Annotated in this window: 21 protein-coding genes and 2 tRNA genes; 15 read left to right on the forward strand and 8 right to left on the reverse strand. The window is 52.2% G+C overall.

Annotated elements, in window-relative coordinates; all coding sequences use genetic code 11:
- Window positions 1-99 precede the first annotated feature (99 nt).
- Window positions 100-801, forward strand: a complete 702-nt coding sequence (locus AB1N33_RS00465; RefSeq protein WP_411269559.1) for an SGNH/GDSL hydrolase family protein — start codon at window positions 100-102, stop codon at window positions 799-801.
- A 10-nt stretch (window positions 802-811) separates the two neighbouring features.
- On the opposite strand, the gene AB1N33_RS00470 is transcribed toward AB1N33_RS00465, so the two are convergent.
- The gene (locus AB1N33_RS00470) at window positions 812-3,358 is read right to left on the reverse strand and encodes a TonB-dependent receptor (protein ID WP_411269560.1); all 2,547 of its coding nucleotides are present in this window, start codon (window positions 3,356-3,358) and stop codon (window positions 812-814) included.
- 237 nt (window positions 3,359-3,595) lie between these two features.
- Here AB1N33_RS00470 and AB1N33_RS00475 point away from each other — a divergent pair, with 237 nt between their 5' ends.
- From AB1N33_RS00475 to AB1N33_RS00490, 4 genes are read left to right on the forward strand one after another with little or no spacing between them, the layout of a single operon-like run.
- Window positions 3,596-4,270 carry a histidine phosphatase family protein gene (locus AB1N33_RS00475; RefSeq protein ID WP_411269561.1) on the forward strand — a complete coding sequence of 225 codons (675 nt, stop codon included), beginning with the start codon at window positions 3,596-3,598 and terminating at the stop codon, window positions 4,268-4,270.
- An 11-nt stretch (window positions 4,271-4,281) separates the two neighbouring features.
- Window positions 4,282-5,508 (forward strand): acyl-CoA dehydrogenase family protein, encoded by a 1,227-nt coding sequence (locus AB1N33_RS00480; protein WP_411269562.1) that lies wholly within the window; start codon window positions 4,282-4,284, stop codon window positions 5,506-5,508.
- Window positions 5,508-6,536, forward strand: coding sequence for a phosphotransferase family protein (locus AB1N33_RS00485; protein ID WP_411269563.1), 1,029 nt, complete (start codon window positions 5,508-5,510; stop codon window positions 6,534-6,536). The genes AB1N33_RS00480 and AB1N33_RS00485 overlap by 1 nt, the downstream gene beginning before the upstream one ends.
- A gap of 25 nt (window positions 6,537-6,561) precedes the next feature.
- Window positions 6,562-7,536, forward strand: a complete 975-nt coding sequence (locus AB1N33_RS00490; protein ID WP_411269564.1) for an NADPH:quinone oxidoreductase family protein — start codon at window positions 6,562-6,564, stop codon at window positions 7,534-7,536.
- A 137-nt stretch (window positions 7,537-7,673) separates the two neighbouring features.
- On the opposite strand, the gene AB1N33_RS00495 is transcribed toward AB1N33_RS00490, so the two are convergent.
- The gene (locus AB1N33_RS00495) at window positions 7,674-7,904 is read right to left on the reverse strand and encodes a hypothetical protein (RefSeq protein WP_411269565.1); all 231 of its coding nucleotides are present in this window, start codon (window positions 7,902-7,904) and stop codon (window positions 7,674-7,676) included.
- A 143-nt stretch (window positions 7,905-8,047) separates the two neighbouring features.
- Window positions 8,048-8,812, reverse strand: a complete 765-nt coding sequence (locus AB1N33_RS00500; RefSeq protein WP_411269566.1) for an SDR family NAD(P)-dependent oxidoreductase — start codon at window positions 8,810-8,812, stop codon at window positions 8,048-8,050.
- A 226-nt stretch (window positions 8,813-9,038) separates the two neighbouring features.
- On the opposite strand from AB1N33_RS00500, the gene AB1N33_RS00505 reads away from it, so the two are divergent.
- From AB1N33_RS00505 to AB1N33_RS00515, 3 genes are read left to right on the forward strand one after another with little or no spacing between them, the layout of a single operon-like run.
- A complete protein-coding gene (locus tag AB1N33_RS00505; RefSeq protein ID WP_411269567.1) occupies window positions 9,039-11,168 on the forward strand; it encodes a 3-hydroxyacyl-CoA dehydrogenase NAD-binding domain-containing protein in 2,130 nt (709 codons plus the stop codon).
- Window positions 11,165-12,346 carry an acetyl-CoA C-acyltransferase gene (locus tag AB1N33_RS00510; protein ID WP_411269568.1) on the forward strand — a complete coding sequence of 394 codons (1,182 nt, stop codon included), beginning with the start codon at window positions 11,165-11,167 and terminating at the stop codon, window positions 12,344-12,346. Before AB1N33_RS00505 ends, AB1N33_RS00510 begins: the two co-directional genes overlap by 4 nt.
- An 8-nt stretch (window positions 12,347-12,354) precedes the next feature.
- Complete coding sequence (locus AB1N33_RS00515) at window positions 12,355-14,157, forward strand: acyl-CoA dehydrogenase C-terminal domain-containing protein (protein ID WP_411269569.1); 1,803 nt, start codon at window positions 12,355-12,357, stop codon at window positions 14,155-14,157.
- Window positions 14,158-14,224: 67 nt separating this feature from the next.
- Here AB1N33_RS00515 and AB1N33_RS00520 read toward each other — a convergent pair whose 3' ends face one another.
- From AB1N33_RS00520 to AB1N33_RS00535, 4 genes are all read right to left on the reverse strand, one after another.
- Window positions 14,225-14,611 (reverse strand): DUF3718 domain-containing protein, encoded by a 387-nt coding sequence (locus AB1N33_RS00520; protein WP_411269570.1) that lies wholly within the window; start codon window positions 14,609-14,611, stop codon window positions 14,225-14,227.
- Between the two features lie 213 nt (window positions 14,612-14,824).
- Entirely contained in the window at window positions 14,825-15,220 is a 396-nt protein-coding gene (locus tag AB1N33_RS00525) for a DUF3718 domain-containing protein (RefSeq protein WP_411269571.1), read from the reverse strand.
- 342 nt (window positions 15,221-15,562) lie between these two features.
- Window positions 15,563-15,952: a DUF3718 domain-containing protein gene (locus AB1N33_RS00530; RefSeq protein ID WP_411269572.1), complete on the reverse strand. Its 390-nt coding sequence runs from the start codon at window positions 15,950-15,952 to the stop codon at window positions 15,563-15,565.
- A 123-nt stretch (window positions 15,953-16,075) separates the two neighbouring features.
- Window positions 16,076-16,978, reverse strand: a complete 903-nt coding sequence (locus AB1N33_RS00535) for a LysR family transcriptional regulator (RefSeq protein WP_411269573.1) — start codon at window positions 16,976-16,978, stop codon at window positions 16,076-16,078.
- Between the two features lie 122 nt (window positions 16,979-17,100).
- Between AB1N33_RS00535 and AB1N33_RS00540 the strand changes: the two genes are divergently transcribed.
- Window positions 17,101-17,553 (forward strand): MaoC family dehydratase, encoded by a 453-nt coding sequence (locus AB1N33_RS00540; RefSeq protein WP_411269574.1) that lies wholly within the window; start codon window positions 17,101-17,103, stop codon window positions 17,551-17,553.
- Between the two features lie 48 nt (window positions 17,554-17,601).
- Here the strand turns inward: AB1N33_RS00540 and AB1N33_RS00545 are convergent, their stop codons facing one another.
- Window positions 17,602-17,763, reverse strand: coding sequence for an entericidin A/B family lipoprotein (locus tag AB1N33_RS00545; RefSeq protein ID WP_411269575.1), 162 nt, complete (start codon window positions 17,761-17,763; stop codon window positions 17,602-17,604).
- 590 nt (window positions 17,764-18,353) lie between these two features.
- Between AB1N33_RS00545 and AB1N33_RS00550 the strand changes: the two genes are divergently transcribed.
- The 6 genes from AB1N33_RS00550 (at window position 18,354) to AB1N33_RS00575 (ending at window position 26,518) form a co-directional block, all read left to right on the forward strand.
- Window positions 18,354-21,059 (forward strand): TonB-dependent receptor plug domain-containing protein, encoded by a 2,706-nt coding sequence (locus tag AB1N33_RS00550; protein ID WP_411269576.1) that lies wholly within the window; start codon window positions 18,354-18,356, stop codon window positions 21,057-21,059.
- A 167-nt stretch (window positions 21,060-21,226) separates the two neighbouring features.
- Window positions 21,227-21,529, forward strand: coding sequence for a 4a-hydroxytetrahydrobiopterin dehydratase (locus tag AB1N33_RS00555; RefSeq protein ID WP_411269577.1), 303 nt, complete (start codon window positions 21,227-21,229; stop codon window positions 21,527-21,529).
- Between the two features lie 144 nt (window positions 21,530-21,673).
- Window positions 21,674-21,750, forward strand: a tRNA-Met gene (locus tag AB1N33_RS00560).
- Between the two features lie 46 nt (window positions 21,751-21,796).
- Window positions 21,797-21,873, forward strand: a tRNA-Met gene (locus AB1N33_RS00565).
- 346 nt (window positions 21,874-22,219) lie between these two features.
- A complete protein-coding gene (locus AB1N33_RS00570; protein WP_411269578.1) occupies window positions 22,220-25,516 on the forward strand; it encodes an MHYT domain-containing protein in 3,297 nt (1,098 codons plus the stop codon).
- 6 nt (window positions 25,517-25,522) lie between these two features.
- On the forward strand, window positions 25,523-26,518 hold the full coding sequence (locus AB1N33_RS00575) for a response regulator (protein WP_411269579.1): 996 nt from the start codon (window positions 25,523-25,525) through the stop codon (window positions 26,516-26,518).
- The last annotated feature ends 295 nt before the right edge of the window (window positions 26,519-26,813 follow it).

The following is a 26,813-nucleotide window of genomic DNA, read 5'->3' on the forward strand; positions in this document are numbered from 1 at the left end:
AACAGACGCAGGGTATCGCAGCGTGCGAGGGCTTTGTTTGATCTCGTTCAAAGTAATAGGATTTTGGTTGCCTGCCGCCAGATTTAACAGGAGAGCAAAGTGAACAGAGTGTGGCTGCCCTTGTTGGCGCCGGTGATGCTTTATCAGGGCCGCAGGGTAAGACAGCGCACCCCGGTGTTACCTGAAGCCGGGGGCGCGCGAAGTGGCATTTGCGGTCGCGGTGAGACCAGACACCTTTGGGTTGTCGGCGATTCCGCAGCCGCCGGTGTTGGCGTTGCATTACAGAAGGAAGCGCTGACGGTACGACTGGCTGAACGTCTCGCTGACACCCATACCGTGCACTGGCAGTGCCATGCCAAAACCGGGCTGACGCTGAACGACACGGTGGCACTGCTTGATAGCATGGATGCGCAGCGGGTAGATACGCTGGTGGTGTCGGCCGGCGTGAATGATGTTGTGCACATGCGTTCTCGTCGGCGCTGGAGTAAGGCGCTCGAACAACTTGCCGGTCTCAGCCGGGAGAAATTTGGCGTCAGCCAGCTGGTGGTATGTGCGATTCCGCCAATGGAAGCCTTTCCGGCGCTACCCTGGCCACTGTCTGCCATCATGGGCGCGCGGGCCAGGCGACTGAACCGTCTGACCCGGCGTCGTGCTGACGCCCTGGGCTTCTTATTTCATGATGCCCGAATCGATGTCACGGGCGAGCTGATGGCCAGCGATGGATTTCATCCAGGCCCGAAAGGCTACCAGCAATGGGCCAGTTCACTGGCCCAAAGGTTAGCAGGTACAGCGCAAACCTGAATACGCTGCGTCAGAAATGATGGCGCAGACTGATGCCGTAACTGGCAGGCTGGCCGGGATACGCCATAATTTTGCCCGTCTGTACCGGCACGTCGAAACCACTGCGGGCCACATAGTCTTCATCGAAAACATTCCTGCCCCAAATAATGAGATCGGTCTCTCCGCCTGGCAGGGTAAACAGCCAGCGCACATTCATCAGGGTGTGTGACGATACTTTTTTTAGTGGATCATTACTGTCATCAATGTACAGATCGCCAACATACTGGTAATCCACACTCAGTGTGCTGTCGATATCTCCTAACCGGATAAACTGGCTGAGCGTGAGGTTCAGCGTGTTGTCAGGCTCGAAGCCAACACGATCGCCGCCACGTGAACAGTATGGCAGATCGGGTGCCTGTCGACCGGGATCATCCACGCCGGTGTGCCACGGTGTACTGACCCAGCACGGTCCTTTCTCGAAGCGATCAAACCTGGCCAGCGTGCGCGCGCCCGCCAGCGTGAGCTGGGTGTTTTCCAGCGGGAACCAGGTCATTTCAATTTCCAGTCCGTCAACACTGATACTGCCGGCATTTTGCAGGTTAAAGCCTGTGCCGGTGAAAGTTGATGCCTGGAAGTCGTTGACGTTGGTGGTGTAAATAGCGACGTTGGTGCGCAAATTCAGATCGCGCCAGTCGCGCTTGAGTCCGAACTCCAGCGTGCGTGCAGTCTCTGCGTCAAACACCGGATCCAGCGAGGGTAAGATCCTGTCGGTATTGATGCCGCCAGCCTTAAAGCCGGTGGCAAATGAGGCATACCACAGGGTGTCCGCATCGCTCTGATAACTGAGTTTAACCGTGCCGGTGACCTGATCATCATCCAAAGAGGCCTGCATATCCGGCCGGGGTAACACGGCAGCACTTTGCAGTAAAAAGAACCCCCAGCCAGGCTGCTGGAATGGCGCAATCGCGCCAAGTGCATCGCCCGGCAGCGGCTGTCCTGAACCCAGTGCCACAGCCAGCGCATTCAGTGCGCTGCCGGCGGCAAACGGGTCGGGCCACAGCGAGGGGGACTGAGGCAGACCGTCAATGCCAGGTCCTTGTTCTGTGTAGTGGCCCAGCAACGACTTTTCTTCTCTTGTGTAACGCAGGCCGGTGGTCAGTGTGAGTGCCGGTGTGATGTGCCACTGGGTCTGGGCAAACAGCGCAATACTGTCCTGTTCCTGATAGGCCGTGTGCGCGAACGCGGTATCTGCCGGCGCCGGGCTGGCAACCGGGGCAAGCAACCCACCGGTCAGGGCGCTTAGCGTATTAATGCCGTCCAGCAGTGGTGACAGGGCCTGAGTTGATGCCGCAAAAAAAGCCGGAAATTGCGCCTGTGTGGTGGTATCAAACTGCAGATTCAGATTCTGACTGAACCAGTAGGCACCAAAAATGCCTGACAACGTCGCGTTGCGGTAGTGCAGTTGCAGTTCCTGAGAAAACGCTTGTTGATCAGCGTCATTGGTCGCGGTCAGCAAACTGGCGTTGCTGAAATCTGTATCGACGCTGTCATAGGAGTCGAGGGCGCGAAACGCGGTGATACTGGTCACTGACCACTGATCGTTGAGGCGAACATCAAGCTGCGCAGAGAGTCCCTTGTCAGTCATTTTTGATACCGGCGGCACTGACAATGCCGTGGTGTAATCGAAAAAGTCGTCGCGGGTGAATAAACTGGCATTGAATGGCGGTTGCATTAACAGTGCGTCGGTGCCGAATTTCCCGTCGACAGCGATCGCCTGATGGTTATCCTGCCAGGTGAGTGCGCCACAGCAGCGCTCATCCAGTTCACTGTAATCCGCAATGACGCGCAGCGAGACGGCGTCGGTTGGCGTATATCTGGCCTGCAGGCGAACGCCGGAACGATTGCGATTGTTCAGGCTTTGCTGGTTCTGGTCGTCGTCAATAAAACCGTCCCGATGAGTACTGAATCCACTGGCGCGAAACGACAGCACATCCTCTATGGCGGTGACTGTCGCACCAGCAGAAACTCTTACCAGGTTGTCGTTACCCAGGGTCAGCTCGGCATAGCCATCGCGCTGACCATGTTCGGGCTGACGCGTGATAATGCTGATCGCACCGGCGGGCGTATTTTTACCAAACAGGGTTCCCTGTGGGCCGCGCAGAATTTCCACCCGGGCCATATCTGCCAGGTCATTAACCAGTGCATTCTGGCGTGAACGGTATACGCCATCCACATACATGCCCACCGATGACTCAAAACCGAAATTCTGGGAGGAGGTGCCAATACCCCTGACCGAAAAGCTGGAGTTGGTGGCGCTCTGGCTCTGAAACGCAGCGAAACCGGGAACAAAGTTCTGGATATCAAACATGTCCAGCGACACCGTCTCTGCCAGATCGTCGCCGGACAGCGCGGTCACCGCGACCGGAATTTCCTGAATTGACTGTTCGGTTTTCTGGGCGCTGACAATGATACGTTCAAGCTGAGCATCATCAGCCAGCGCAGACGGCGTAATTAGCGCTGTAGCGACGCTGGCGGCAATGCCCGATAGTGCAATTGAAGTGTGATAACGTCTAATCATGGTATTGATTTTTATTGTTTTATTCGTCCCTGGTGACCATCGATTGTGACACCAATCCGAGCCTAAGTGTAGCCTGTCCCCGGGATTTTTCACGGTGTCGGCAGCAAAGCTATGCGTAGCATGCCCTGTGGTCCGCCATAGCTTTCTCTGATTACCGTTTATTCATATTAATAATTAAACTTATACAGCGCGATTATCTACTCTTTCACATTAACTTAACAACTATGAAGAGACGCAATGACAGAGTTTTATCTTGTCCGCCATGGACAGGCATCGTTTGGAAAAGCGAATTACGATGCGTTGAGTGAGCTTGGTCACCGACAGGCGGCGTTTCTTGGCGAATACTTCAGTCAGCGGCAACTGGCGTTCGACCGCTTGTTTGCCGGTAACCTGGTGAGGCACAGCGAGACCGTGGCAGGGATCCGCAGTGCCTGTCATGGTCTGCCGGATGATGAAATACTGCCGTCGCTGAATGAATTTGAATTTATGGCGGTGGTCGATGCCTATCTGCAGGCAAACCCTGACGCCAAACCTGAATCAACGGCCTCGGCGCAGGTGTACTACCGAATCCTCAAACAGGCGATGCTGGCGTGGTCTCGCAACGAACTGGATGAGCGCCAGCTACCCGAGACCTGGCTACAGTTTGAGCAGCGGGTGGGTGATGCGCTGAGCGACATTATTGCAACCCAGGCCCGACGCGTGCTGGTTGTCAGTTCAGGCGGGGTTATTGCAATGATGCTCAGACATATCCTGGGGTACGACGCATCCCGGGTGATTAACGTTAACCTTCAGATTAAAAATGCCAGCTTTTCACAATGCCTGGCTACCCGGAGCGGCTTATACATGAGCAGCTTTAACAACATTCCACATCTGGATTTACCAGAGCGGCAACACGCTATTACCTATAGCTGAGAGAGAATGCTATGCACTTTGAATATAACGAAAAAACGCAAACGTTACTGGCAGCCCTTGAGCGCTTCATGGAAGAGGAAGTGTACCCGATTGAGAAGCAATATATTGAGGCTGTCGAGCACGGTGAGCACCGCTGGCGTACACCGGCAATGATGCAGGCGCTCAAGCAAAAAGCGCGTGACGCCGGACTGTGGAATCTGTTTTTACCAAAAGAATATGAGCCATACGGCGCAGGTCTGACAAACCTCGAATATGCGCCTTTGTGTGAGGTCATGGGGCGGGTCCCGTTCAGTGCAGAAATCTTTAACTGCAGTGCCCCTGACACCGGCAATATGGAGGTGCTGGCAAAGTACGGCACCGAAGAACACAAAGCACAGTGGCTGATACCGCTGCTGAATGGTGAGATCCGTTCAGCCTTTGCGATGACAGAACCGGCAGTTGCTTCCAGTGATGCCACAAATATTGAAACCGCCATTGTCAGAGATGGCGATGAGTATGTGATCAATGGACGCAAGTGGTATACCAGCGGCGCGATGAATGAAAACTGCCGCATCATGATTGTGATGGGGAAAACCGACCCATCGGCGGCTCGCCATCAGCAACAATCGCAAATACTGGTACCCATGAATACGCCGGGAGTTACCGTCGTGCGGCCTATGGCGGCGATGGGCTATTACGACGAGCCGGTTGGTCACGCGGAAGTGTTGTTTGAGAACGTCCGGGTTCCGGCGTCGAATTTGTTGCTTGGTGAAGGGCGCGGTTTTGAAATTGCGCAGGGCCGACTGGGACCAGGTCGTATTCACCACTGCATGCGCCTTATCGGCTGTGCGCAGCGTGCTCTCGATCTGGCCTGTCAGCGTGTCGCCGAGCGCGAGGCATTTGGCAAACCGCTGGCTGCGCAACAGTCAGTCAGGGAAAGTATCGCGACGATGTACTGTGAGATTGAACAGGCTCGTCTGCTGACCCTCAAAGCTGCTGACAAAATGGACCGGTATGGCAACAAAGTGTCACGCGACCTTATCGCCGCAATTAAAATTGTTGCACCGCAAATGGCCTGTAAGGTTATTGACGAGGCGATTCAGATGCACGGTGCCTGCGGCACCAGTCAGGATACCCCCCTGTCAGCAATGTATGCGTATGCCCGCACCGTCCGTCTGGCCGACGGGCCTGACCAGGTTCACATGATGCAACTGGGCAAAAACCTGATTGCAGAGAAGCACGCCGCGGGAGGGAAGTAGTGAGTACACAAACACTGGATGTCGCTGCCGTTAATACCTATGTGCAGTCACATTGCCCTGAAATCGGTCAGGTGACCGGTGCGGAAAAGTTTAGTGGTGGCCAGTCCAACCCCACATTTTTGCTTAATACCGACAGCGGTCGCGTGGTGTTACGTCGCCAGCCGCCAGGAAAACTACTTAAATCTGCGCATGCCGTAGACCGTGAATACCGTGTCATGGCAGCGCTTGCCGACACCGACGTACCTGTGCCAAATGTGCTTCACCTGTGTACGGATACTGAGGTAATTGGCAGTATGTTTTACCTGATGCAGTTCGTCGAAGGTAAGATTTACTGGAACAGTGCACTGCCTGAGGCGTCTTCACCGGGCGTCAGGACGCATATGTACGACGAGATGAATCGCGTTCTGGCGGCGCTGCACAGTGTCGACATTGAAAAAGCGGGGCTGAGTGATTACGGCAAGCCGGGGAATTATTTCGCTCGTCAGCTGAGTCGCTGGACCACACAGTACCGCGCGTCGGAACTGGAGAAAATCGAAGAAGTGGAATCGTTGATCAGCTTCCTCGAATCCAACCTGCCGGATGATGACGGTCAGGTGTCACTGGTGCACGGTGATTTCAGGCTCGACAATATGATGTTCAGCCGCGACAACACATCGCCTTCTATCATTGCTGTCCTCGACTGGGAGCTGTCGACGCTGGGACATCCGTTTGCGGACCTGGCCTATCAGTGCATGCAACTGAGACTGCCAGCGGACCTTAAGCTGGCTCCCGGACTGGGCGGGCTTGACCGGGCATTGCTGGGTATACCCAGTGAGCAGGCTTATGTTGAGGCCTATTGTGAGCGCAGAAATATTGGTGAGATTACCCACTGGAACTTTTACCTGGCATTCAGTTTTTTCCGTCTGGCCGCGATTTTACAGGGTGTGGTAAAACGTGCTCACGATGGTAACGCCTCCAGCGCCCAGGCCAGTCAGTTGGGTAGTATGGTTAAACCCCTCGCAGCTATGGCGAATACGCTGATTAAATAGTGGCAGCAACGTGTAAGGAGTAAACATGAAAGCAATTGTATGTGAAGAATTCGGACCCATTGAGCAGCTGCGCTATACCGATGTGGCGGATGCCGTTGCCGGTAAAGGTCAGGTCGTGATAAACGTAGAGGCCGCTGGCGTTAACTTTCCCGACGGCCTGCTGGTGCAGGGGCTATACCAGTTACAGCCGGAGTTTCCTTTTGTGCCGGGCACAGAAGTCGCCGGAACCGTGGCTGAAGTAGGCGAGGGCGTGAGTCACCTGACACCCGGACAGCGGGTCATTGCCATCAGCAACCTGGGTGGCTATGCAGAAAAAGTTTGCGTGCCGGCGATGCAGGTAATGCCATTACCTGATCCTATTCCTACGCAGGAGGCGGCGGCGCTGGTGACAGCACACGCTACCGCGCATCACGCTCTGAAACAGCGTGCGCAGATCCAGCCGGGTGAAACACTGGTTGTCACCGGCGCTGCGGGTGGTACGGGGCTGGCTGCAGTGCAGATTGGTAAAGCGCTCGGCGCCCGGGTGATTGCCGTATGTTCAACCGAGGAAAAGCTGGCACTGGCAAAAGCGAATGGCGCAGATGTACTGATTAACTACAAGGAACACGATCTGAAAGAGACGCTCAAAGACGTCACGGACGGTAAGGGGGCCGATGTGGTGTATGAGTGTGTGGGCGGCGATACTTTTCATGCATGCAGTCGCAGTATGGCGTGGGGAGGCCGGTTACTGGTCGTCGGCTTTGCCAGCGGAGATATTCCAAAATTTCCGGTCAACCTGGCACTGGTGAAAGGCTATTCTCTGGTCGGCGTATTCTGGGGCGTATTTACGCAGAAACAGCCTAAGGTGTTTGCGCAAAATATGCAGGAACTGCTGAGCTGGTATGTTGAAGGAAAAGTCAAAGTGGTGGTGGATGAAGCCTTGCCGCTCAGCGACGCTACCAAAGCCCTGGACAAGGTAATGAACCGACAGGTTAAGGGCAAAATGGTCCTGGTTCCCTGAAAGCGATACGGCGCTGTGCGATCTGCACGGCGCCGGTCCGCCTGCATCCGTTTTAAACGCGAAACCGGCCGACTGCGATATAAATTTCCAATAAAAATCAGAGATTGTGACGACTTTAAGTAGGAAGTCCGCTGTGATTATTGTCCGCTGCCTGGGAGTGCACGCTGGAAGAGGGTGTTGTTTTCAACCTGAGGCTGATTCTCGCGCGATGCATCCGAACTCTGACGCAGCAGTTCAAAAGACACAGTGTGCGAGCGAGGTTTCTTCTCTAATGACAATGACTCGTCCTGCATCGGCACCGCCACCGCGGATGCACTTATTGCAAGCGTGCAAAGCATCATCATTGTTGTCAGTTGTGTCTTTTTCATCGGCTTCTGGTCCAACATCTGGCGTGTCAGCGACACGCCATCAGTCGGTTTTGTTGTTTGTTCACCCTCATTTAAGCCAATGCTGGTAAAAGAAAAAAGACACTGTATGATACGCACGTATAAAAAATTATACGTTTGTGTGCTTACCAGGCTGTCACACCACCATCGATAGCAATGGTTTGCCCATTCATATAACTGTTGCCCGGCGATAAAATCAGCAGCATCGCATTGACCACTTCCTGGGGATCAGCGAGGCGCTTCATCGGACTGCCCATAGCCAGCTGAGCCCGCGCCTCGTCTGAGTCATAGCCATCAATATTCAGAATGTTAGTTGGACTGTAAAACGGACAGATCGCGTTTACGCGTACGTTTTTCCTGCCATATTCGACGGCCGCGGTACGGGTTACGCCGGCCACGGCATGCTTTGCCGCCGCGTAGGCGGCTCCTTTGGGAGCGCCTCCAAGTCCTGCCAGCGAGCTGACATTCAAAATGTGTCCGCGGCCTTGTTTTAACATGGCAGGGATCTGGTATTTCATGCCAAACATGACGCCTTTAACGTTCACCGCCATTTGCAGGTCAATCACCGCTTCGGTCAGTTCATGTGTGGGTGCAGGCTGATGAGCAATACCCGCATTGTTAACGGCAATATCCAACTGGCCGAACTCTGTCATGGCCGCATCAACCAGAGCTTTACCCAGCGACTCGTCAGCGACGCTGCCCGCAACGGTGACAACCGGGGTTAATGCTGACAGCGCGCGTTTCACCGCATCGAGATTTGCCTCATCGATATCGCTGAGGACCAGATTCGCCCCGCGGGTAGCCAGTTCATGTGCCAGCATGCGGCCGAAACCGTTGGCCGCACCAGTGATCAGTACAGTGTGATTACGAAAGTCGAGTAACGAGTCCATAGTGTGTCCTATTTGATATTGTCAGTGTCTATAAAAAGCACCCGGGTGGAGCACTGTCAATTGCGCGTAATCTCATGATTGACGAGGGCTGTCGCCGAATCACCGTGGTAACAATGGATTGCGTTCACTATTAAAATTCATGATGAATGTCTATAACATCAATAAACTTGGATGATTGGTGTGGCTGCCCTACCATCAGAGTGCTATGGCTAACAGGAATAATGTTATGACGACACCCTCTGAAAATGTGGTCCGTTATGAAGTAAGTGGCGGGATCGCAACCATTACTATGAACAATGGGCCAGTAAATGCCCTGTCTTACGCGTTACGCACCGGCATTCAGCAAAGCTTACGTGACGCGGTTGCTGATGATGCCGTTGAGGCCATTGTTATCACCTCTGCGCTGCCATTGTTCAGTGCGGGTGCCGATATCAGTGAGTTCGCGTCAGGTCCTAAGCCACCGAACCTTCCCGATGTACTTGATGAGATTGAGCAGGCCGCTAAGCCGGTCGTCGCTGTTATGCCGGGACCGGCATTTGGCGGGGGCCTCGAACTGGCGCTGGCGTGCCACTATCGGGTCACTGTTGCGTCAAATAAAATTGGTCTGCCTGAAGTCAACCTGGGCATTCTTCCCGGTGCGGGCGGAACTCAGCGTCTGCCCCGTCTGACCGACGCGCATATTGCGCTGAACATGATTGTCAGTGGTAAACCTGAATCTGTACTCAAGACCACGGGCGTGTTCGATAAAATCTCAGACAGCCTGGAACATCTTAAAGACGATGCCCTGGCATTTATCGACAGCATTAAAAGTCAGCCCGTTAAGCGTACCTGTGACATTACGCTGACGATGGATGAAAAAGTATCGGCGGTGTTTGACGAGGTGTCTGCGTTTACCGCTAAGAAAATGCGTGGCTTCTTCGCACCGCACAAATGCATTGAGGCGGTGAAAGGCGCGTATACCCTGCCATTTAAAGACGGACTGGCCGAAGAAGGCAGGCTGTTTATGGAGTGCATGGCGACGCCACAGGCGCGGGCACAGCAGCATTTCTTCTTTGCTGAGCGGGCGGCATCACACCTGTCAGACTTTAATAAAGACACGCCGACGAGAAAAATTGAAAGTGTTGCCATTATCGGAGCCGGTACCATGGGCGGCGGTATTGCGATGAATTTCGCCAATGTCGGTATTCCGGTCATTATGGTTGAGCGGGAACAGGAAGCGCTTGATCGCGGCCTGGCAGTTATCCGCCGTAATTACGAAAACTCCGCGAAAAAAGGCAAGCTGACAGCGCAACAGGTAGAAGAGCGCATGGCGTTACTGACCCCTTCAACCGACTTTAACGCCATAGCGGATGTTGATCTGGTCATTGAAGCGGTATTTGAGAAGCTGTCGGTGAAGCAGGACGTATTCAAAACCCTGGATAAAGTCTGTAAGCCGGGAGCAATTCTGGCGTCAAATACATCTACACTGGATGTCAATGAAATTGCCGCCGTGACCTCTCGTCCACAGGACGTGATTGGTCTGCATTTCTTCTCTCCTGCCAACGTCATGAAGCTGCTTGAAGTGGTGAAAACGGATACCACCGGAGCTGATGTCATTAAAACCTGTATGAATATGGCCAAACGCATCAAGAAAGTGGCCGTGCTGGTTGGCGTATGCTTTGGCTTTGTCGGTAACCGCATGCTTGAGCCGTACGGGCGGGAAGCGAACCGTCTTGTGCTGGAAGGCGCAACCCCTCAGCAGGTAGACAAGGTCATGACCGACTTCGGCATGCCGATGGGACCGTTCACTATGGGGGATATGGCCGGGCTGGACATTGGTTATTACGTCCGTCAGTCGCGTCAGGAACATATCGCCCACGACCCTTCGTATGGCGTGATTTCTGATCGTCTGGTAGAGCAGGGGCGGGTTGGTCTGAAAGCCGGAAAAGGCATCTATTTATACGAAGAAGGCAGCCGCGTGCCGGTGTCGGATCCCGACGTCATCCGGATTGCTGAGGAAGAGGCCGCGCGTCTGGGAATACAACGTCGTGATGACATCTCTGACGAAGAGATCCTGGTTCGCTGCATGTACACCCTGATTAATGAAGGGATCCAGATCCTGGATGAAGGTATTGCCGCGAAGCCAAGTGACATTGATGTGATTTACGTTTATGGCTACGGCTTCCCGGTTTACCGTGGTGGTCCGATGCACTACGCCGATGAAATCGGGCTGGCCACACTGATGGAACGCCTCGAACATTATCAGAAGGCGCTGGGTGACTACGGAGACATGTGGTTACAGCCATGTGAGCTGTTACGCCGCCTGGCCGCAGACAAGTCAAAGCTTGCAGCTTATCGAAAAGGAGACCACGCATGAGAGATGCGGTAATTGTCAGTACAGCACGCACACCAATCGGACGTGCATACAAAGGGGCATTCAACAATTTGCCGGCACCGTCAATGGGTGGTCATGCCATTGCGCATGCGGTGGCCCGTGCGGGTGTCGACAAAGATAAAATTGATGACGTGATCATGGGGTGTGCGCTGACACAGGGTACAGGCAGCATGAATATTGGTCGTCTTGCCGCGCTGGCAGGTGGCCTGCCTGTTCAGGTTAGCGGTATGACGCTGGACAGACAGTGCAGTTCCGGCATGTTTGCGATTGCAACGGCGGCTAACCGAATTCGTGTCGGTGAAGCGGACGTTATGGTTGCCGGAGGTCTCGATTCGATTTCACTGGTTCAGAACAAAAACATGAATACCTACCGTGCTACCGATCCGGCGCTGATTGCGAAGCATCCTGACATTTATATGCCGATGCTGCAAACTGCTGAGGTCGTGGCGAAGCGCTATAACATCAGCCGTGAAGAGCAGGATGCATACGGTCTGCAAAGTCAGCAGCGCACCGCAGCCGCGCAACAGGCGGGCTATTTTGACGACGAAATTGTGCCGCTTGAGACGGTCAAAATTGTGGTTGATAAAGAAACCGGTGAAACGTCTGAGCAAACCGTTACTCTGACCAAAGACGAAGGGAATCGCGCCGATACCACGCTGGAAGGCTTGCAAAGCCTTAAGCCTGTTATCGAGGGAGGCTGCATTACTGCCGGTAACGCCAGTCAGTTATCAGACGGTGCCAGCGCCTGTGTGGTGATGGATGACAAAACTGCGGCATCTGCCAGCGTTGCTCCGCTGGGTATTTTCCGCGGTATTGCGGTTGCCGGTTGTGAGCCCGATGAGATGGGCATTGGTCCGGTCTTCGCCATCCCTAAACTGTTAAAACAGCATGGGTTGACGATGGACGATATCGGACTGTGGGAGCTGAACGAAGCCTTTGCCGTACAGGTGTTGTACTGCCAGCAAAAGCTTGGCATCCCGAATGAATTACTCAATGTTAATGGCGGCGCAATTTCGATCGGCCATCCTTATGGTATGAGTGGTGCCCGGATGGTCGGCCATGCGCTGATTGAAGGTAAGCGACGTGGTGCGAAATTCGTTGTTTGTACCATGTGTATAGGTGGCGGCATGGGTGCCGCTGGCCTGTTTGAAGTGATATAGGTGTTACCATGCAAGATTACAAAGCTCCACAGCGCGATGCGCTGTTCGTTCTGAATGAACTTCTCGGTGCGCAGGCACATTATCAGAAACTGGGTTTCAACGATTTGTCTGACGATTTGACCTCTGCAATTTTTGCAGAGGCCGCGAAGTTTGCCGAAAACAGTCTGGCACCCCTGAATGCGTCGGGTGATCAGGAAGGCTGTAAATGGGAAGACGGTGTTGTTACGACTCCGGCAGGTTTCAAAGAAGCTTACCAGCAATACGTGGAAGGCGGCTGGCCTGGTATCTCTCAGCCTGAAGAGTTCGGTGGTCAGGGGCTGCCGTATTCACTGGCTTCCTGTATTGCTGAATGGTTTTCAGGCGCTAACCACGCGTGGGCGATGTATCCCGGACTCAGCGCCGGCTGTATGGCGACACTGCGTGCTCACGGCTCTGAAGAGCAGCAGGCGCGTTTCCTGCCGAAACTGGTTGAAGGTACCTGGACCGGCACGATGTGTCTGACTGAGGCGCACTGCGGCTCTGATTTGGGGATGCTGAAATGTAAAGCTGAGCCTAATGACGATGGCAGCTACAGCCTGACAGGAACGAAAATCTTTATCTCAGCGGGTGAGCACGATTTTTCTGAAAACATCGTTCACATTGTTCTGGCACGTCTGCCAGACGCGCCGGCGGGTACCAAGGGTATTTCGTTGTTCGTTGTACCTAAGTTTAACGTGTCGGAAGACGGTGAGAAGCTGGACCGTAATGCCGTTCACTGCGGCAGCATTGAGCACAAGATGGGGATCCATGCGAGCCCGACCTGCGTGATCAACTTTGACGGTGCGAAAGGCTATCTGATTGGTGAGCCAAATCGCGGTCTGAACTGCATGTTTACGTTCATGAACCAGGCCCGTATCGGCACCGGTGTAGAAGGTCTTGCGGCCTCTGAAGCGACGTTCCAGGGCGCGCTTCGCTATGCCAAAGACCGTCTGCAATTCCGCGCACTGACCGGCAAGAAAAATCCGGAAGGCCCTGCCGACCCAATCATTGTTCACCCTGATGTGCGTCGCATGCTGCTGACCCAGAAAGCATTTGCCGAAGGTAACCGTGCGCTGGCGTTCTACTGCATGCAGATGGTGGACCTGACCCTGTACGGTTCAGATGAGACAGAGAAGCAAGTGGCAGATGCCAAGCTGGCGTTCCTGACGCCTATCGTTAAAGCGTTTCTAACAGAAACCGCGCAGGAAACGACAAGCTACGGTATGCAGGTGTACGGTGGCCACGGCTACATTAAAGAATGGGGCATGGAGCAACTGGCACGGGATACGCGTATCTGCACGATGTATGAAGGGACAACCGGGATCCAGGCGATTGACCTGCTGGCCCGTAAGGTTATGGGCTCTAATGGCGAATTGCTCAACGTGTTTGTTCAGGAAGTACGTGAATTCACCGACTCACTGCGTGGTCAGGCACAGTTCAGTAAGTGGACAAATGCGCTCAGCTCGCACCTTGACGAGTGGCAGCAACTGACCATGGATATTGGTAAAGCAGCGGCGAGTAACCCGGATGAACTGGGTGCAGCTGCGGTTGATTATCTGATGTACTCAGGTTATGTCACGGTGGCGTATTTTTGGCTTAAAATGGCAGTTAAAGCGCAGGAAGCGCTGGATGCAGGTTCCTCTGAGAAAGACTTTTATCAGGCTAAGCTGCACACCTGTGGGTTCTATTTCGACCGACTGCTGACGCGCACACGGTCACTGGTGTCGGCAATCCAGTCGGGGTCTGACAATCTGATGGCCATGCCAGAAGAGATGTTCTCTACGCAGCAGTAACAGCATGGGTTACCTCTCCAATAAAAAAGGGTGCACACTGTGCACCCTTTTTTGTTGTCTTTACCGGTTAGATGCGCTCTGCAAGCACCTGGGCAACGGCGTTTTGCTGCAGGCCGTTTTCTTCAATCCACGCCTGCAGTGTCTTGCCGTCAGCTTCTGGCTGGCTCAGGTCGCCTTTAGGCATTTTCTTAACCAGCAGTGTGCCTGATTCAACGGCGTTGTTCAGTACTGCGGTTCTGATCAGGCTGTTACCTTCACATGAAATAGCAGAGTAGTAATCCTGCAGAGACAGACGGTAGTCTTTTTGCACGTCAGTCATTTTTTTACGCAGTTCACCTTTATCATCTGCCTTCACGATGGTGCAGATATTGGCCAGTGCATCACTTACATCAGCGTGCGCGGCGCCAGTGAATACCAGGGTAAGGGCAGTAACAGAAAGCATTGATTTCAACATGGGATATTCCTCAAAAAAACCACACCGCGTGGTCAAGCGGCGCGGATTATTCCTGAGGTTGTGCAATTAATCGACAATATTATTTATAACCAGGTATAAAAAATAATACGTCATAAAAAGGTGTGGCTCCCGGGAGGGAGCCACTGAGGCGGAGCGAACTCCGCGACCATGTTGAAATGGCTTCACATGGTGTGATTGTTATTCTTATCCGTTTTAAATACGGTCTTCGAGTTCCGCGGCGATGGGACTGTCCTGCAACCCATTCTCAGCAATCCAGGCCTGCAGGGTTTTTCCATCAGCCTCTGGCATTTCCAAATCGCGGCTCGGCATTTTCTTAACCAGCAATGTACCCGCCTCAACGGCGTTGTTCAGCACCGCGGTGCGGATCAGGCTGTTGCCGTCGCAGGTGATGCCGGTGTAGTAATCATGCAGTTTCAGACGATAATCCATTTGTACCCGACGCATTTTTTTGCGTAACTCGCCTTTGTCGTCAGCCTGAACAATCGTGCAGATGTTAGCAAGATCATCTTCAACGCCTGCACTTGCGGTACTCGCAAAACCCAGCGAGGCGATGGTCAGAACAAGAGAAGTGGTAACGTGTTTCAACATGGTTATTTCCTTCTGTTGGTGAAAATCGTTCGATGTGTAACTAATTAAAAAATAAACAAACCGAACAAAAAACATGCATCCATATACGTAGTTATGTTTTTTTATACCCAGCTTTATTGGCAGGTTTTGCAAGTAGGAATGAATTTAACTGTCTATTAAACAGTGGGTTATGGTATTTCCTTTTGGTGGTGAAAAAGGATGGGGTGTGGCGTTTGTTGTAGTTATTAATTAGATATCAAAGTGTTTAATGTGGAGTGATGCGTGTTACTGATCAAATCTGTACGACTTGATGTTATTAAAAAAGCGGCAATAAAGCCGCTTTGGAAAAATGACTGACAATCGCTATATTCGCTCGTCAATGACTCTGACAATGGGACTGTTCTGCAAGCCATGCTGATTTGCCCAGGTCAGCAGCGTGAGACCATCCTGCTCCGGCGCCGTGAGATCACTTTTCGGCATCATTCTTACCAGTAATGTGCCAGCCTCAACGGCATTACTTAATAATGCGGTTCGGATAAGGCTGTTACCGTTACAACTCACACCGGCGTAATAATCTTTGAGGCTTAACCGATAGTTTGATGTGACGATACGCATTTTATTACGTAGCTGTCCTTTATCATTTTTTTCAACCAGATCACAAAACCCAGAAAGTGTTTTTGAGATGTCGGCATTGGCATAGCCTGATACCCCGGCGGCGCACAGTATCACTACAGTTTTTATTATTTTTTTCATTTACAACAACGTCCTGCATGGCAATGACTTCCCTTATGCGCCAGTAAATGCCATTACATACCGGCGGGACAGTAAAAAAATGATACGCGGGTATCAAAAGTGATACCCGCCAGAGGGAACTGTCTAGTGCGGTTTATAAGCCGTCGCGATTTCTACGATTTGTTCACGCATCCACTTATGTGCATTGTCATGGTCTGCACTCACATGCCAGTACAGGAAGTACTCTACCGGTGGCACATCAAAGGGCAGTTCGTAAATGGCTAAATCGTAGTGTTTTGCAAGATGGTAGGGCAGGCACGCTACCAGATCAGTTTTCGCGATGGCGCTGGGTACCGTCAGAAAATGCTGACCGCGCATGACTACCTTGCGGCGTTTACCCAGCTTATCCAGTGCAATTTCAATCGGACCGGCACCGGATTTACGATGAGAAACATTAATGTGACCAAGCCGCAGGAAGGTATCCAGGTCGAGCCCTTGCTTTAAGGCCGGATGATTTTTTCTCGCCATGACGACCAGTCGATCCTGGGCTATTTTTTCTTTGCGCAGGTGAGGATCGGTAAACGCCGATGCGTCGGCAAAAAAGTCGAGATTACCACTGGCCATGGCAGAGACCACCTGACTGCGGGCCAGTTCGTAATTGGTAATGCTGATATTGGGGGCGAGATTCTGAACGCGCGCCATCAAACGGGGCAGAATCACGACTTCCAATAAATCACGACTGGCGAAATTAAATGCTTTTTCTGCAGTAAGCGGGTCAAAAACCTGGCTCTCCTGAACGCTTTTTCGCAACAGTGCCAGCGCCTGGCGGGCAGGGACAATAATATTCTGTGCAACCGGGGTTGGGGTCATTGAATGCCCGGTACGGACAAACAGCGGGTCGTTCAGCATTTCTCTGAGACGCGCCAGTGAGTTACTGACGGCTGGTTGCGTAATACACAGTACGTCGGCGGCTTTTGTGAGGCTGCCTGCCGTATAGATAGCATCAAAAACGGCGAACAAATTAAGGTCGATTCGGTTTAAATTCATAACCACATCCTGAAGTAACGGTGTTGGCGCAACATTTATAAACCTATATTATTAAAACTTAGTTGTAATATTCAACCGCTTAATAGTAGTGTGAGAAAAAAAGTTAAGAGTGGGTTAGTAAAATGAAAACATTGTCTATGTTAAAACCCGGCGACAAGCTGGAAGAAGCTGAATGGCGTACGATTACTCAGGACGCAATTAACCGGTTTGCTGATGCGACGGGCGACCATCAGTGGATCCACATCGATCCTGAGCGATGTGAGAGAGAAAGTCCGTTTGGCACGACCATCGCTCATGGCTTTATGACGGCGTCATTGATGCCCTGTGCATTCGATAATGTTGTTGCGCCGGACCCGACGATTGCACAGGTGATCAATTACGGTTTGGATACGCTGAGGTTTCTTGAGCCGGTAAAATGTAATGATGCAATCCGGTTTTCATTTGTGCTGGAAGAAATAAAGGAAAAAAAACTGGGCATGCTGTACCGAATGAAAGCCGACTGTATTAATCAGCGTACCGGTAACCCTGTGCTGACCGGTCAGTTCCTGATGCTGGCGGTGCCTAAGCCAGCCTGATGGGCGTAATACGCGTACCAGAGCTATTGCTCTGGTACGCAGTGGGCGTTATGAGGCGTCTTCTGCCGCATCCTCAACGGCATCACCGGCAGACTCAATGTCTTCACCCAGCCCTTCAACCGTTGCACAGCCGGTGACAACAAGTACACCGCAAATCAGTAAAAACGCGTTCACCCGTTTTATTAACGACAATAGCGTTAGCTTACCCATTGTTTCCTCCTTCTTTTGTCATAGCACAACACCTGTCAGTGTCTGACATGGTGTGAAAGAACCCGAGAAGTGGCCAATAGTGATTATCAGCAACATGAATGTTCCCGTTGAGCACGCAGAAAACATGTTACAGCGTGTAACTATCCCCCTGATCATTGTCATAATGTGGATCAGCAGAACAGCCTGGCGATAAGGCACCTGGCAATCTCTTTGTTCGTCCTCTATCTGAGAAATCAAATTCTGTTCCAAAATGAAATTGTTGTAAGTTATTGAAAAATATTGACTATATTTTTTGCATTCATGTGTGGATTGCCCGGTAGCGTAATTGTTACCGGCGTTATGTGCGTTTTACAGGGCGTTGAAGACGAGGAAATCGCCAGAAATTTGCGCGTTATCTGGTCAGACCATCGCTTAAACTAATGAAAACATATTATTTACATTCAATTTACAAAATGGGATATGCGTCTTACCATCAATGATGAGACAGACAGTCGTCGTCTCAAATAACAAGCAGACAGTTCAGTGCTGATCGCTTGCGGCAACAGTGACACGCCCGGGTAGTGATTGGCCTTAAACAGTGGAACCACACAATGAAAATGAAAACGCGAAAAAAAGCGCTTGCTGCGTTAATCAGTTCAGCTTTGTTCTCTACGTCATTTGTACTTCAGGCACAAGAAAACCAGGAAGAAGAAACAGCCGAGAAAAAAGAGGTCGAACTTATCCTGGTCACCGGTAGTTTTGTTCGTCGCAGTGACAACTTTGACTCTCCCTCACCACTTGCAGTGGTAGACAGTGTTGCTATTGATGCGATTGGTGCAAAAAACATCGCCGACATTACGCAAACGCTGACCATTAACACCGGTGCTGAGAATAACCCTGATGCGTTCACGCAGAACGCAACGGCGGGTACCTCAAACATTAACCTGCGTGGTCTGGGTGTGGCTTCCACTCTCGTGCTGCTCAACAACCGCCGTCAGGTGGTTACCGCTCAGCAGACCAACGAAGGGTTAAACTTCGTTGATACCAGTTCGCTGGTACCGATGATTGCCATTGACCGCATGGAAGTGGTAAAAGACGGTGCGTCCGCACTGTACGGTTCTGATGCGGTTGCCGGTGTGGTTAACTTTATTACCAAGCGTAATTACGAAGGTGCCATGGTCACCATGGACTACCAGGACGGCGCACACGGCGACAACAAAGAGTACGTACTGCAGGGGCTGTGGGGTATGTCTGGTGACAAGGGCAATGTGATGGCTGCGATCAGCTACACCAACCGTTCACCGTTATTTATCTCAGACCGCCGTCTGAGCCGTCCTCAGGACGACACCAGTGCGCTGGGTAACCCCGGTTCGTACTTCCTGCCAATTCCTGGCTTAGGCGCAATTCCGGTAATCGACCCGTACGGCTGTGAACAGTTCGGAGGGTATCCTGACATACGCGCACCAAGTGGCACACTGCCCGGTGGTCTTGAGGTTGGTCTGTGTGGCTTTGACTTCGGTCCGTATTATTCCTATGTGCCTGATGAGTCCCGCCTGAACATGTTTGTTAGTGCAGTTTATGAACTGACAGACGAGATCACCTGGCGGGCTGAATTTGGTGCGGCCCGTAACCGTGCAGAACGTGGCGGCGCGCCAAGCTTCCCGATTCTGACGTCACCTATTGTACCGGCCACACACCCGCAGAACCCGTTTGGTACGGCGGTGAGCTTCTTTGGCCGTGCTGAAGGTAACGGCTTCCAGGGCGATCCGGCGAATACTGAATCGGATACTGTTCGCTTCAGCACCAGCCTGACCGGTGAGCTGGGCGCAGGTTTCTGGGAATTCAGCTATACCAAGGCAACCAACGACTTCCTGTTCCGTGTACCGGATGTACTGAACACTGAATTCCAGCTTGCTCTGCAGGGCCTGGGTGGTGCGCAGTGTAATCCGCTGACCGGCACACCAGGGGTAGGCAACTGTGAATATTTCAACCCGTTTGCCTCGTCGTACACCACGGCGCCGAACTCTCAGTATGTGATTGATTCATTTACCGCCGAAGAGGTTATTGATTCTAAGAGCGACCTGGAAGTGGTTGAAGCGTTCGCCTCATTTGACGCCTTTGAAATGGATGCGGGCTATGCCGGTCTGGCGATTGGCGCGCAGTATCGTAAAAATGAGCTGAGTCAGGATTATGACGCACTGGCAAACCAGGACAGCTTCACCTTCGTTATCGGTAACCCTGATATCGCAGGCGAAATTGATGTCTGGGCGCTGTTTGCCGAACTGGCCCTGCCGATGACCGATGACTGGGATGTCCAGGTGGCTGTTCGTTATGAAGATTACGGCGGCAGCATCGGTGACACCATTGACCCTAAACTGGCAATGACCTATCGCGTGAGTGACGAGCTGTCGCTGCGTGGTTCGGTGTCTACGTCATTCCGTGCACCTACCGTGTTCCTTAGCCAGGGTGGTTCAACCAGCCTGCAGCAGCTGATTGACCCGGTGCAGGCGGCACAGGCATTCGTGGCAGTGCGCACTACCGGTAACGAAAACCTGAAGCCAGAAGAATCCACTGCGTGGAACATCGGCTTCTCGTACGAGCCAATTCGTGACCTGTCTGTAGAACTGGATTACTGGAACTTTGAGTTTGAAGATCTGATTATCCAGGAAAACGCGCAGGCAGTGCTCAATGCAAATCCAACCAACCCGGATCGCGTTGTTCGTGCAGGCGACCCACTGACTGGTCCGTTGGTTCAGGTCTTCAGCACCTTCGTCAACGCAAGTTCGCTGGAAACATCGGGCCTTGATTTTGTATCAAGCTACCGTATGGAAACTGAAGCGGGTACGTTCACACCGTCAATTCAGGGTACGTACATCACCAAGTACGACCTGAATGATCCGCAAGCCGGCTCAATCGATGGTGCGGGTCGCCGTAACTTCAACAATATCGGTACGTCTTCACCGGAACTGCGTATGAACGTGGGCCTGAACTGGAAAAACGATATTCACGCGGCCAACGTGTTCGTTCGTTACATCTCATCGTATGACGACGATCAGAACTGTGCGGACGGCACGGCAAACACTGCCGGCTGTGTGAATGGTTTCTATGAAATCGACAGCTACGTGACCGTGGACGCCCAGTACAATATCGACCTGGGAACCCTGTTTGACACCCAGACAAGCTATGTACTGACCGTAGGTGGTATCAACCTGTTTGATGAGAAGCCGCCTCAGGTGTTTACAAACAGTGGCTTTGACTCAAAAGTACATGATCCTCGTGGACGTCAGATCTACGCAAGACTGGCTATTGAGTTCTAACCAATAATGGCATCAAAGCCCGGCTATTCGCCGGGCTTTTTTTTGTCTGGCGTAAAGTGGGGCTTACTCTGCGCGCATCATGATGTGTGGAACAGGTATAGCGGTTTACATCTGATTAAGCGAGGATCCCGTATACCAAAACACCTAACAAACAACAGGAACTCATCATGGCTGAAAAATACACCGAACAACAAATAGCAGAGGCGCTTGAGTCACTGAATACACTGGCAGGCGATAATGGCGCGTGGCAACGCGACGGCGACGCGATTAAAAAGACATTCACATTTAAAAGTTTTATTCGTGCGTTTGGCTGGATGTCGCAAATGGCTATCTGGGCAGAGAAACTGCGCCACCATCCTGAATGGTTCAATGTTTACAACCGGGTAGAGGTTACCCTGACAACGCATGATGTTGACGGGCTGAGTGAACTCGATTTTCAGCTGGCAGAAAAAATGGAGAAGTTTTTCTGAACAGATAACCCCCGATGTTGTCGAATAAACCGGCAGACAGTCAAAAAAGTGAAATAATCGGGTGTGGGGCACTTGCCAAGGCAATGATGCTATGTATAATACGCCCCACGTTGAAGGCAGGTCACTGCCGAAGCGAATTTCTGGCGCGGGATGGAGCAGTCTGGTAGCTCGTCGGGCTCATAACCCGAAGGTCGTTGGTTCAAATCCAGCTCCCGCAACCAACCCCAAATTTTGTGGCGTTGTGACAACAACACACACCCTGACAGACGCGGGATGGAGCAGTCTGGTAGCTCGTCGGGCTCATAACCCGAAGGTCGTAGGTTCAAATCCTGCTCCCGCAACCACATTTAAGCCTTGCTTTTCGCAAGGCTTTTTTGTTTATATTTTCAAGTTATCCACATTATCTGTGTATAAGTCTGTTGATAATGCTAATCCCGCCAGTGCAGATGGTACGACCAGGCCGTGGTGAGAAAATCAGCAACTATTCGGATGAAAACTTTCCATCCATCGTGCTCACGATTAAAAAAAGTTCATGTCAGCAAAACAGAGACACCGGTAATGTGTAGGCAATCCAATTTTATTAGGGTAACGTAATATTCGTTACAGGATTGCCGGTGTCTGACAGGGTATCTGCAATAGCACGGGAGAAACCTTTCCCGTGTCGATGTTTGTTTTGCATAAGTAGTAAGCATGATTGAATATTTTCAGATACCTGATGGCTCCGTTCTGTTGACCGGCATGTATGATCCTGCACTGGTTTTATTGTCGGTGGTTATCGCCATATTTGCGTCATTCATGGCGTTTAATGTTGCCAGCCTGGCAGGCTCGACCCACAGTAAAAAGCGTCGGCGAATACTGCTTATTGCGGGCAGTCTGGCGCTTGGTGGCGGCATTTGGGCAATGCATTTTGTTGGCATGCTGGCCTTTGCTTTGTGTACCCCGGTTACTTACGACGTGGGCATTACCTTTGTTTCATCTTTTCCAGGCATTCTGGCCGCAGGGGTTGCATTAAACCAGCTGACCAAATCTCATCTGACGCTGTTTCAGATCCTCATCAGTGGCGTGCTCGTTGGCGCTGGTATCGGTACCATGCATTACAGCGGCATGGCGGCAATGCAACTGGCTCCACTATTACGCTACAGCATGCCATTATTTTTGCTGTCGATTGTTGTTGCCGTTGTGCTCGCGATGCTGGCGCTGTGGGTGAAGTTCGGCATTGCCAGATTGTGGCATACATCGCTCAGGCTCCAGAGCCTGATTGCCAGTGCCATTATGGGAACGGCAATTGCTGGTATGCACTACACCGGCATGGCTGCAGCGCGGTTTGTCAGGCCGCCTGGTCTGGAGTTGTCTGAGCAGCCAGCGGAAATTTCTGTGTACCTGGCGATGGGGGTTGCCGCGTTCACCATCATTGTGATTGCAATTGTGCTCGGGGTCAGCGTGCTGCTTAAGTACAAAGACGTGACCGAGCGTGCGACCGAAAGTGAGCGTACTCAGCGAGCCATTATGGACACTGCGGTGGACGGCATTATCACCGTGTCATCGAACGGCATTGTCGTGTCGGCAAATCCCGCCATTACCACTATTCTGGGCTATCAGCAGGAAGAACTGGTTGGCCAGCATGTCAGTGTGATAATTCCTCAGGAGCGTCGGTCAGCGTATGACGGCGACTTTTTTGCGCAGTCTCCGCATTCAGAGTTCAGCAGCATTGTCGGGCAGAGCCGTGATGTGATGGCAGTTGATAAGGACGGCCAGCGGGTGCCGGTGCGGGTGGGTGTCGGTTACTCAACCGAGGGGCGCCAACCGCTGTTTGTTGCGTTTATCGCAGATATCCGACAGCGGATTGAAATGGAGCAGGCGATACGCGAGAGTGAAGCGAAGTTCCGTTCGTTCATCAGCAATATTCCCGGTATCGCCTATCGTTGTCTGAATGAAAAAGGCTGGCCAATGGTGTTTATCAGTGATGCCGCAGAAACAGTGACTGGCTATCCGGCTGCTGCGTTTTGTCTGCCGTCCCCACAAATCAGTTTCGATGATCTTTACCATCCCGACGATAAAGCGAAAATTGACCGCCTTACTGCTGATCCGGACGGCGGGTCCTTTCTGCTTGAATACCGTATTTATAACCGCAGCGGAGAATTGCGCTGGCTGCGTGAGCACGGCACCTATGCCAAAGATGATGACGGCAACATCAAGTGGCTTGACGGCTTTATTATGGATATTACGGAACGGCGTGATATCGAGGAGGAGCTGAAAATAGCCAAAGAGCGGGCCGAGCAGGCGGCAGAAACGCGTGCCGCCTTTCTGGCGAATATGAGTCACGAAATTCGCACACCGATGAACGCCATTATCGGCTTTACTGATTTATTGCTGGCAGAGACAACGCCGGGAACCACCCAGGATCACCTGAATACGGTTAATCGTTCCGCTCGCTCCCTGCTGCACTTGTTAAATGACATTCTCGACAGTGCGAAACTGGATAAAGGCAAGCTCGAACTGGAGTTTCGTGATTTTCTGCTGGCCGAAGAAGTGGATATGGTCATTTCCACGTTCTGGCTTGATGCAAAACGAAAAAACATCGCTTTATCGCTGGATATGTCTGCTGATTTGGCCGAAGCGTACCATGGCGTGCCCGAGCGGATCCGGCAGGTGCTGAGTAACCTGCTGGGAAATGCGGTGAAATTTACCGAGAACGGTCGGGTTGATGTGCGTATTTTCCCAGACGGCAATCATATTTGCTTTGTGGTGGAGGATACCGGCATCGGCATGACCCCGGCGCAGTCGGCTAAAGTATTCGACGCCTTCTCACAGGCTGATGCATCCATGAGCCGAAAATACGGTGGTACCGGGCTGGGCACCACTATCAGTAAACAGCTTGTTGAGCTGATGGGGGGCACCATTTCATGTCACAGCGAACTGGGGAAAGGCAGTACCTTTACATTCCGGTTACCGCTCACAGCCTGCACATCACCGGTCACGGTCGAAGAGACCTCGCCGGTTGTCCTGCCGCCGCTGTCGGTACTGGTGGTCGATGATATTGAGCAGAACGTCGAGTTACTGACGTTGCTGCTTGAGCGTCATGGTCACAAGGTGATGAGTGCAATAAACGGAGAAGATGCACTGGAAAAAATGCACACGCCAGGGATCGATCTGGTGCTTATGGACTTGCAGATGCCGGTGCTTGATGGCCTTGAAGCATCGCGAATGCGACGCCGCTATGAAAAAGAACAGGGCCTGCCTGCATTACCTATCGTTGCGCTGACCGCCAGCGTGCTGGTTCAGGACCGTCAGGCTGCGCTTGAGGCCGGTATGGAAGGCTTTGCCAATAAACCCGTGGATTTCGGTTTGCTGACCCGTGAAATCGCCCGGGTACTTAACATTGATGCTGTTGCTGACGTTAAGTCCTCAGGCAGTGTTACTGCAACGGCTACCAGTCACAGTGTTGATGAGAAAAAGGGCGAGATGCTGTGGGGCAGTCAGGCCATACATCACCAGGAAATTGCGCGTTTTGTCAGCGACGGCGTCAAGCTCAGTGCGCTTAAGTCCGCCGCTGCACAAAACGCCCTGGATGAGGTGAAAGCCTTAAGTCATGGGCTTAAAGGGGTTGCCGGTAATCTGTGTCTAAATAAACTGATGGCACAGTTCAAAAAGCTGGAAGAGCAGGCGAGCGCGGGCGCGCTGGAGATGCAGCTACTGACTGACATTGAACGGGAATATGCGTCGCTTAATGAGTGGGTCCATCAGGATGACACCATCAGTGAGCCTGGAGAGACGGATGTATCCGCGTTGCTCGCCATTACCTGTCAGTTATTACACAGCGTCAGGGAAAACCGGCTTGATGATGATGCACTGCTCGCCTTTTCCGCCTATCGGTCGGGCCGTTTTGGCAGCGAGGTTACGGCCATCATTAACGATATTGATGACTTCGAGTTTGAGCGTGCCGCAACGTCTCTTGAAGCAATGAAAACCACTCTGGAAAGTCACTGAGGTATTATGCTGAGAAAAGTTGCTCCCCCCACCATTCTGCTGGTCGACGATGAGCCGGTAAATTTGCGTGTGCTGCGTCAGTTACTCGACAAAGACTACAACCTGGTATTTGCCAAGAATGGTGAAGAGGCACTCAGACTGGCGCACGATCAGGCGCCGGATTTGATCCTGATGGATGTGATGATGCCGGGATTAACCGGCTTTGAAACCTGTCAGCGTCTGAAAGCCGATGATGCCACACGGTCTATTCCGGTTATTTTCGTTACCGCGCTGAGTGATGAACACGACGAAGCTGAAGGGTTTAATGTCGGCGGTGTGGATTACATCACTAAACCCATTTCTGCCCCGGTCGTCAGGGCACGGGTCAAAACCCACCTGTCACTGGTGCAGTCAGATGAACTGAAACGAACGCGTCTGCAGGTTGTTCAGCGTCTTGGCCGTGCGTCGGAGTACAAAGACAACGAAACCGGAATGCACGTACTACGAATGAGTCATTATTCAAGGATCCTGGCTCTCGGCTATGGCTTTAGCGAAGAGCAGGCCGAAATCCTGCTACATGCCGCGCCGATGCACGATATCGGCAAAATAGGCATTCCTGACAGTATTATGCTCAAACCGGGAAAACTGACCGATGATGAATTTGCGGTGATGAAAACGCATCCGCAGATTGGCGCAGAGATCATTGGCGAATGTGATTCAGACCTGCTTGTGATTGCGAAGTCTGTGGCACTGACTCACCATGAAAAATGGGACGGTAGCGGGTATCCCAACGGCCTGGCGGGTGAAGATATACCAATTGAAGGGCGGATTGTTGCGGTAGCTGATGTGTTTGATGCGCTCACCAGTAAACGTCCCTACAAGGAAGCCTGGTCAGTAGAAAAAACCATGGAGTTCATGCGGTCTCAGCGCGGCAAACACTTTGAGCCGCGTCTGATCGATCTGCTCGACGCCCACCTTGACGAGATCCTTGAAATTAAGGCGCGCTGGCAGGAAGATGACTGATATGGCGAGCAGGGAGCTTGTCTGATGTGTTGCTTATTGTGACCGCAATCAGTATAATGCGCCCTACGCAATGCGGGCTCCCTCGGGATATCACTGGAAAGTAACGCATTGCCTGTTGCAGACGTCACCAGCCGGTGGTTTTTTTATACTCATGTGTTTGCACACTGTGCCATTACAGTGATGAGTTCAGATTTGAACAAAAAGCCCCGCTAGTCCGGGGCTTTTTGTTGACTCACTGTCTGATCGCAATCGCGTTCGCGCATTGTCTGACAGCGAGGTAGGTTGGGCTTTCAGG

Source organism: Alteromonas nitratireducens (assembly GCF_040812025.1).
GTDB lineage: Bacteria > Pseudomonadota > Gammaproteobacteria > Enterobacterales > Alteromonadaceae > Alteromonas > Alteromonas nitratireducens.